Source organism: Mycolicibacterium vulneris (assembly GCF_002104765.1).
In the GTDB taxonomy this organism is placed as follows: domain Bacteria; phylum Actinomycetota; class Actinomycetes; order Mycobacteriales; family Mycobacteriaceae; genus Mycobacterium; species Mycobacterium vulneris.
The window spans coordinates 1-5,587 of the sequence record NZ_NCXM01000066.1 but is presented as its reverse complement, the minus strand read 5'-3'; the positions used below and the strand labels follow the sequence as shown (position 1 = coordinate 5,587).

Genomic DNA, 5,587 nt, shown 5'->3' with positions numbered 1-5,587 from the left:
CCGCCACCCCCGCCTCCGGGAGCCCCCGCGCCGCCGCCACCGCCGGCGCCGGCAGCGGACGGGTTTTCCGGGGTGGCCCCCGATGTGCAGGTCATTGCGATCCGGCAAAGCTCCAAAGCGTTTAGCCCCAAGGATGCCTTCGCCGGTAACCAGGACCCGGCCACCCGGCGCAAGGCCGGCGATATCCGCACCATGGCACGCGCGATCGTGCATGCGGCCAACATGGGCGCCACGGTGATCAACATTTCGGAGGTGTCGTGTATGACCGCGACCGACATGATCGATCAGCGCGATTTGGGGGCGGCGATTCATTACGCCGCGGTGGACCGCAACGTAGTGATCGTGGCCGCGGCCGGCAACGTCGGCAATGAAACCGGTGTCGGTAACGACTGCAAGCAGAACCCGATTTATAACCCGTTGACGCCCAACGATCCTCGCGACTGGGCTGGAGTGACGACGGTGGCCACCCCAGCATGGTTCTCCGATTATGTGCTCACCGTGGGCGCGGTGGATTCCAGCGGCGCTCCGCTGGGCAGCAGCATGGCCGGGCCCTGGGTGTCGATCGCCGCGCCCGGTACCGACGTCGAAGGCCTCTCGCCGCGCGATGACGGGCTGATGAATGCCGTTGAGGGCAACAAGAACACGCTAGTCGCCCAAGCGGGCACATCGTTTTCGGCCGCACTGGTGTCCGGGGTGGCCGCGCTGGTGCGCGCCAAGTACCCCCAGTTGACCGCACATCAGGTGATCAACCGGTTGCTCGCGACAGCGCGGGCGCCAGCGCGCGGGGTGGATAACCAGGTCGGGCACGGCATCGTCGACCCGGTCGCCGCCTTGACCTATGACCTACCGCCTGGTGAACCTGTGGGGCCTCAGCACTTGGCGGCGCCGCTGGTGCTGGCACCGCCGAAGGTGGGCCGCGACATGACCCCGGTGTGGGTGGCCGCCGCCGGGGTCGGCGGGCTTGCGTTGCTGTGCTCGGTGGTACTGGGTTCAGCCGCCCTGATGCGTCGACGAGAGGGCCGGTGATGAAGTCAACTTTCCCGCTGAGTGTGGCTGCGAGCTGGGCGCGGGTCGTAGCGGTGTTCGTCGTCGACGTGGCGGTGATCGCAGCGGGCGCGGCCACGGCGGGCCGCCCCGGCTGGTGGGTCGGTGTCGGGCTGACCGTGCTGATCACGGTCCTGGTGCTGCTGTTTTGGCGCGGTGCGCCGCTGCTGAGCCTGCTGTGGCGATCGGTGACCGGGCGCCGCCCGCGCGTCGGCGCCGCCGGCGAGCTGGCTGATTACGAGCGCCGCTTCGGGTCCGGGCCGGTCGGAATCCGCGCCGTGGGGCCACATTTGGTGGCAGTGGTCGCAGTCGACGGACCGCCGCATAGTCCCTCGGTGTTGGACTACCCGCGGGTGGAGTCCTTGGCGAAGCTGCCCCTCGAGGCGGTGGCCGCTGGGCTCGATCAGTTCGATGTGCACTTAGAAGGCATCGACATTGTCAGTGTGGGGGCGCGGCGTGCACCTAAAACGCATCACCCGTATGCGCCGGTGTACTCGGCCGAGGTGGGTGATCATCCCGCGGTCGGGCAGCGCCGCACGTGGCTGGTGGTGCGGTTCAACGCCTTGCAGAGTGCTAGGGCGATCGTGTGGCGCGAGTCGGTGGCAGCCACGATGAGCGCGGCCGCCGAATGGCTAGCAGCCGAGCTGACCAGCTTGCGTATCCCGTCACGGGTGCTCAGCGCCGCCCAGATCCGCGCCGCCGATGAGGCACTGCTGGCCGGTATCGACCCGACGGGCCTAGCGTCTGGATGGGGCCGGCTGCGCCATGCAGGCGGCTACGTGCAGACGTATTGGATGTCGCCAGGTGACATATCGAGTACTGCGATCGACCGGCTGTGGGCACCGGATACCGACGCCACCGCGGTGTCGGTCCAGCTGCGTCGCGCCGATAACGGGGCCACCACGGCGGGGGTGATGGTGCGCTACCACACCGGCGGCCCGCTGCCCGAGCCGCCGCTGACGGGCCTAAATCCGCTCGTCGGCCGCCACGACGCTGGGCTGGCCGCGGGTCTGCTGACCGCGGCCACCGGCGGGCTGAACCTGCCGGCCCGCGAGTTGGCCGCCGGGGAGAAGGTGGCGGTCCCGATCGGGGCAACGGGCATCATCGTGGGAACGACCGCCAGCGGGCATCCGCTGCTGGTGGATCTGCACGACCCCACCGAACTGGCGACGGTGACGATCGCCGGGGAGTTCGCGCTGCTGGTGCAGGTGGCGTTGCGGGCAGCCGCGACCGGATACCAGGTGCTGATTTGCACCAAGCAGCCGCAACGCTGGCAACAGGTCACCGGGGTCGGGCTGCAGATGGTGGGGGCGGCAGGCCTCGCTGAGCAGCTACCTCCGTCGCAGTACCCGTACGTGGTGGTCTATGACCGTGTCGGGGGCCCAACACCGGCGGGCGCGGCGGTCACCATACGCACCGTGGGTGCGCGCTCGGCCAGTGGCGCCGATATTCACATCGAGCAGGATGGTCGCGGCGCCGCGGTGATCCGCACGTGGGCATTTCAGTATCGGTTGCGGATCAACCTCGATTACGAGCGCCGCTTGATTGATGCCGGTCCCCGCCGGGCGGCCTAAACGGTTAGATTCGACATCACCATGACAGGTATCGAGGCAGAAACTCCGGCCCGCAGCGCATTTCGGCGAGGGCTGCTGGCATCGGGTATTGGTGTGGGCGGCTTAGTGCCCAGCCATAACCGACAGGTGGCCGCCGAGATGTTCCGCACAGTCACCCGTGCCGAGCCAGGCGTGTGCGATGGCTGGATGGGCCGAGTGCTGGCCGGTGAGGACACGGTGGAGGTGCTGGCGGGGGCGTGGGCGGCCGCAGAAACCTTCGGCTGGGAGATCCGCCGTCTCGGCGTGCTGGGCGCCGATTTCCGCCCACTGGTCTTCGATGGCCTATTTTTGCAGCTACCGATCGGGTCGGTGGATGCGCTGCGCGCCGCGTACGCCACGGTGCTGATCCGTGAAGCCAGCTACAGCCAAGCCGACGCGTTGGTGACTTCGGCGGCCAAGCCGACCGATCCTTTCGACGCGGACATGCATACCTATGTGTGCGGGCTGCTGCATTTCCGCACGCAACGCTGGACCGATGTGCTGCGCCTGTTCCCGATCGACAAGCGTTGGTATCGGGCCGAATACGAGTGCGCGGCCACAGCGATGGCCACCACAGCGCTGGCATCACTTGGGGTGTTTGAAGATGCGTTTCGCCGCGGCGAGAGGGCCGCCGGCGATGACCGCGTGCCGCAGGCAGCCACCGTGACGCTCTACACCCAGGCGATGTGTCTTCGCCATCTGGGCCGCGAGGACGAGGCGGCCCAGCTGCTGCGCCGCGTGTATTCACGCGATCCGAAGTTCACCCCGGCCCGCGAAGCGATGGATGACCCCAGCCGGCGCCTGGTGCTCACCGACCCCGAAACCATTGAGGCTCGCACCGACCCGTGGGATCCCGACAGCGCCCCGAGTCGGCTAGAGACTGAGACGGCCCGTGATGCTGAGAAGGCGTCGGAATATTTGGCTGAGGGGCAAGCCGAGCTCGATGCCATGCTGGGCATGGAGACGGCCAAGCGCGAAATCAAACGCATCCGCTCCACCACGAAGGTCAATCTGGCCCGCTCTAAGGTGGGGCTGCGGGTGCCTGTGACCTCGCGGCACACCCTTCTGCTGGGCCCACCTGGGACCGGAAAGACCTCGGTGGCACGGTCTTTCACCAAACAACTGTGCGGGCTGAAGGTGTTGCGCAAGCCGCTGGTGGTGGAGACCAGCCGCGCCAAACTGTTGGGCCGCTACATGGCTGATGCGGAAAAGAACACCGAAGAAATGCTCGAGGGCGCCCTGGGTGGGGCGGTGTTTTTCGACGAGATGCACACCCTGCATGAACGTGGCTACTCCACCGGCGACCCCTACGGCAACGCCATCATCAACACGCTGCTGCTGTACATGGAGAATCACCGCGACGAGCTCGTAGTGTTCGGGGCGGGCTACGCCAAAGCCACCGAACGGATGTTGGAAGTCAATCAAGGTCTGCGCCGGCGGTTTTCGACCGTGATCGAGTTCCACAGCTACACCCCGCCAGAGCTGATCGAGCTGACCAAACTGATGGTGGGTGAAGACGAAGACGTGACTACCGATGAAGCCGTTGAGGTGCTGCGCCCAGACTTCGAGAGGTTCTATGCCGAAGAAACCCTCACTGCCGAAGGCGATTTGATCCGCGGCATCGACGTGCTGGGCAATGCCGGGTTCGTGCGTAACGTGGTCGAAAAAGCCCGCGATCACCGCAACGATCGCCTCGATACTGCCGAGCTCGATGACCTGCTGGCCAGCGACGACGTCGAAGTCACCGACGAGCAGCTGCTGCGGCTGCGCGAACTGACCCGCGAGGATTTAGCCGAAGGCCTGCGCGCCGCGGTCTCTGAAAAGCGCTCCGAGTAAGCCCGTGAAGCCGCGCAGGCGTCTTAGTGCGAACGACAGTGCGTTACTCGAGGCGCTGGTTCCGGTGGGCATCCTGGTGTCGCCCGACGAGATGATGAAGCTGGTGCCCATCGACGCCAGGGTCGTCGATGGGCACGTCGGCCCGTCCGCGGAATCCCTGACCGCCCAGCATGATCTCGTCTTCTGGTTCGATGCGGCCACAGGCTCGTTGCCGATCAACCGGATGGCCACGCTCAACTTGCATGCAGTGTCGAACTTTTCAATCAGGACCGTCCCACTGCTGCGCGGCGCCGTGCTGATCACGGGTATGTGCGCCGGTCACCCCGCGGGGCTGAGTTCGGCTCAGATCAAGGCTCTGCGCAACGAACACGAACCGGCGTGGCTCGCGGGATGGCTCATGCATATCCGCATTGAACACGACACGCGGCGACGCCGACGTCATCGTTGAGCCCTTGCCCCGGGCGGCGTCACGGCCGGGCTGGCTGGCTACAGATAACTTGTCGGTCGTCTCTGCGACGATGACTGAGTATGGACACCATCGTGATAGCCACCGGAATGCCGTTTTTGCTGGCGTTCCTCGATCAGCACATCAATGAGGTTGTGCGGCTGTGGGAATCGTGGGTCGACTCTGGCGAATTGGTGCCGGCACGCTACGAACACAGTCAACGCGACGCGGTCATGCGGTTGCGTCCTGCCGTGCTGGGCGCCGTGGAATTTGTACCGAATGAGCCCGGCGGACGGCTTTTCCAGGACCGCGTGTTGTATACCCTGCCCGCCTTGGTCAGGGCCGATCAATCTGCGGATTTGGCCCCTGAACATTCCCACTACTGGACGCTGCAAATGAAGGGATTCGCGGCCACGCCGGAGCCGCTTGCCAAGGGCCGCACCGGTTTGGTGCTGGGGCATTGGGAGTTGGGCCGGCTTTAACGGGAACGCGTTGAGCGTCCCTTGGCCGGGCTGCTGTCTTCGGCGAGGTCGGCTTGGTCAGGTTGAGGGCGACCTGCACGCGGCTGACCGGTCGCGCCGGACCCAGGACCGGCGGGACTGTTGGTGGGCGGCGGCTTGGGGCTGGTGGCGCCGGCGCGGCCCGCGACGGGCGTTGTGGGGGGTTGGGC

Annotated in this window: 5 protein-coding genes; all 5 read left to right on the top strand. The window is 66.4% G+C overall.

Going from position 1 to position 5,587, the window contains the following annotated elements; genetic code table 11:
* On the top strand, positions 1-1,026 hold a 1,026-nt coding region (gene mycP / locus B8W69_RS29275), incomplete at its 5' end, for a type VII secretion-associated serine protease mycosin (protein ID WP_085293129.1).
* On the top strand, positions 1,026-2,618 hold the full coding sequence (gene eccE, locus B8W69_RS29270) for a type VII secretion protein EccE (protein WP_085293128.1): 1,593 nt from the start codon (positions 1,026-1,028) through the stop codon (positions 2,616-2,618). The genes mycP and eccE, both read left to right, overlap by 1 nt.
* A 21-nt stretch (positions 2,619-2,639) precedes the next feature.
* Positions 2,640-4,472 carry a type VII secretion AAA-ATPase EccA gene (eccA, locus tag B8W69_RS29265; protein WP_085293127.1) on the top strand — a complete coding sequence of 611 codons (1,833 nt, stop codon included), beginning with the start codon at positions 2,640-2,642 and terminating at the stop codon, positions 4,470-4,472.
* Between the two features lie 76 nt (positions 4,473-4,548).
* Positions 4,549-4,920, top strand: coding sequence for a hypothetical protein (locus B8W69_RS29260; protein WP_133058056.1), 372 nt, complete (start codon positions 4,549-4,551; stop codon positions 4,918-4,920).
* An 80-nt stretch (positions 4,921-5,000) separates the two neighbouring features.
* The gene (locus B8W69_RS29255; protein ID WP_047323683.1) at positions 5,001-5,399 is read left to right on the top strand and encodes a hypothetical protein; all 399 of its coding nucleotides are present in this window, start codon (positions 5,001-5,003) and stop codon (positions 5,397-5,399) included.
* The last annotated feature ends 188 nt before the right edge of the window (positions 5,400-5,587 follow it).

Bases quoted from the DNA above. Each gene is read 5' to 3' on its own strand.
- eccA (WP_085293127.1), top strand. From the start codon at position 2,640: ATGACAGGTATCGAGGCAGAAACTCCGGCCCGCAGCGCATTTCGGCGA.
- B8W69_RS29255 (WP_047323683.1), top strand. From the start codon at position 5,001: ATGGACACCATCGTGATAGCCACCGGAATGCCGTTTTTGCTGGCGTTC.
- eccE (WP_085293128.1), top strand. From the start codon at position 1,026: ATGAAGTCAACTTTCCCGCTGAGTGTGGCTGCGAGCTGGGCGCGGGTC.